General features: G+C 49.3%; 2 protein-coding genes and 1 riboswitch. Both genes read right to left on the bottom strand.

The features are described from left to right. Positions 1-118: 118 nt before the first annotated feature. Positions 119-304: riboswitch (cobalamin riboswitch) on the bottom strand. Between the two features lie 45 nt (positions 305-349). After that, entirely contained in the window at positions 350-2,011 is a 1,662-nt protein-coding gene (gene argS / locus KW93_RS00375; RefSeq protein ID WP_033540964.1) for an arginine--tRNA ligase, read from the bottom strand. Beyond that, positions 2,011-2,439, bottom strand: a complete 429-nt coding sequence (locus tag KW93_RS00370; RefSeq protein WP_235318324.1) for a DUF1934 domain-containing protein — start codon at positions 2,437-2,439, stop codon at positions 2,011-2,013. Before KW93_RS00370 ends, argS begins: the two co-directional genes overlap by 1 nt. Positions 2,440-2,619 lie beyond the last annotated feature (180 nt).

The raw sequence follows: 2,619 nt of genomic DNA, 5'->3' as shown, positions 1-2,619 counted from the left end.
GGAGCTGAACGGGCCGCTTCCGCTTTTCGAAATAAAATAAAACCTCCCACAGGAAATTGCGGGAGGTCTGAAAGGACGCCATAAAAAGACATGCGCATCCAGCCTGTCCTCGCAAGCTTATGGGTGTTTCATGAAGGCAGGTCTCCTGGCTCGTGATCATCGCATTCTGCGCCTTCCCGGAACTTTGTTCCAGTGGCAATTGCAGAGAGCTCACACTTACAGTGGCGGGACCGCACCGGATTCGAACCGGCTTCCCTTTTAACTCATGTTCTTAGACATAAGCACCTTTATGATTGGTATTCAATTTTACTTTCCTATTTCATTATACAGAAAACTTTCTGAATGTCTCTTACATTTTTTCCGGTGCATCGACGCCGACTGTTTTCAATGCGTTGGCAAGCGTGGTCTTTACCGCTGTGATCAGGGCCAGACGCGCACGCGTCATCTCTTCGTTGGAAGCATCCAATACTTTATTGGCATTATAGAAGCTGTGGAACTGGGAAGCCAATTCATGGATATACGTTGTCACCCGGTGCGGCGCGCGCTGTCTCGCAGCTTCTGCGATGACCTGCGGGAAATCGCCGATCTTCTTCAATACGTCAACTTCTTTTTCGCTGCTCAATAAATGAAGGTGTTCAGTTGAAGCCGTGAATCCCTGCTCTTCCGCCTGGCGCAGAATGGAAGCGATGCGGGCGTGTGCGTACTGTGCATAATAGACAGGGTTTTCATTGGACTGCGAAACCGCCAGATCCAGATCGAAGTCCATATGCGTGTCGCCGGAGCGCATCGCGAAGAAGTAACGGACAGCATCCAGCCCGACGAGCTCAACCAGTTCACGCAGCGTCACCGCTTTGCCGGTACGCTTGCTCATTTTCATCTTTTCGCCGTCTTTATACAGCTGCACCATTTGGATGATGCTCACTTCCAGCGTATCGCGGTCGTAGCCGAGCGCTTCGATTGCCGCTTTCATGCGCGGAATATAACCGTGATGATCTGCTCCCCAGACGTTGATCAGCTTGTCGAAACCGCGTGTCAGCTTGTCATCGTGGTAAGCGATATCCGGCATTAAATACGTATACGTTCCGTCGTTCTTGATCAGGACGCGGTCTTTGTCGTCGCCGAATGTCGTTGAACGGAACCAGGTTGCGCCGCCTTCTTCGTATATATGTCCATTGGCGCGAAGTTTATCCAGCGCAATGTCGATTTCGCCTTTTTCATATAGAGACGTTTCCGAGAACCAGACGTCGAATTCGACACGGAAATCAGCCAGATCTTTCTGTAGCTTCGCAAGTTCCACTTCGAGGCCGTGGCGGCGGAATTCCGCGTAGCGCTCTTCGTGGGTCATGTCGAGGAATTTGTCGCCATATTCGGCCACAAGCCCTTTCGCGATATCAATGATATCCTGGCCGCGGTAGCCGTCTTCCGGCATGCTGTCACCTTGGCCAAGCTCCTCGAAATATCGCGCTTCAATCGACAGCGCAAGGTTATTAATTTGGTTTCCAGCATCGTTGATGTAGTATTCGCGGGATACATCGTAGCCTGCCAAATCCAGTACGTTGCACAGCGAATCGCCGACGGATGCACCACGGGCATGGCCCAGGTGAAGGTCGCCTGTCGGATTGGCCGATACAAACTCGACCTGGATTTTTTCACCTGCACCAGAATTCGTGCGGCCATAGTTTTGCTGCTGCTCGAGCACCGTTTTCACAACATCGAGAAGATAGTCTTTTTTGATGGTGATATTAATGAATCCCGGACCGGCGATTTCAATTTTCTCGATATTCGCCGCTTCTTTATCGACATTGGCAACAATCGCTTCCGCAATCACTTTCGGCGCTTTTCTCGCCACGCGCGTCAATTGCATCGCGATATTGGTGGCATAATCGCCGTTTGCTTTGTCTTTCGGCGATTCCAGGTGGACATCCACCCCTTCTTCTGTCAGTTCCGCTTTCTTCACGGCATCTGCTATCGCTAGTTTAATGGCGTGCTGAACTTTTTCAACTGCATTCATCATTTAGCCTCCAAAAATAGAATTTCCATTTCATATTCGCCCGCATGATCGCCGCCGAGCGCCAGATCATACCGCACTTTAAAATGAGTGCCGCTCATCGACAATTCATGCGCCGTCGTCGTCAGCATGAATGAACCCTGTTCATTCGTCAGGTTGCCGGTCTGCTCTTTATGCAATAAAAACGGCAGCCTCATCTGAAGTCCGCCGCTTCTCATGATCACCGCTTCTTCTTCATTGAATTTCACAATGGTCCGGATTTCAAGTTCATCCTGCTGCTCCCGGTATTGCAGATACCAGCGGTTGTTTTTCTCCGTCAATGTCCCATAGGATTCAAGATTCATCACTTGCTCATCCATATCCGGCTGGCGGATGGTTGTCGTCAGTCTGATATTCACTGATTTTTCCAGTATTGCCGCCTCCCCGTTCAATAATAACCTTTATATTATAGCCCGAACCGGCTGCTCTTTTCAATTAAGTTTCGATTTGAGGATGAATGAAAACCAACTGGAGATTGTATCAGCGATTTTTTGGGGTTTATCAGTGATTTTTCATACTTTATCAGCGATTCCAATTTTTATCGTCGATTTTTGGATGTTTATCGTCGATTC

This window comes from Planococcus sp. CAU13 (assembly GCF_000775575.1).
In the GTDB taxonomy this organism is placed as follows: domain Bacteria; phylum Bacillota; class Bacilli; order Bacillales_A; family Planococcaceae; genus Planococcus.
The sequence above is the reverse complement of the archived record's forward strand: the minus strand, read 5'-3'. Positions and strand labels throughout refer to the sequence as shown.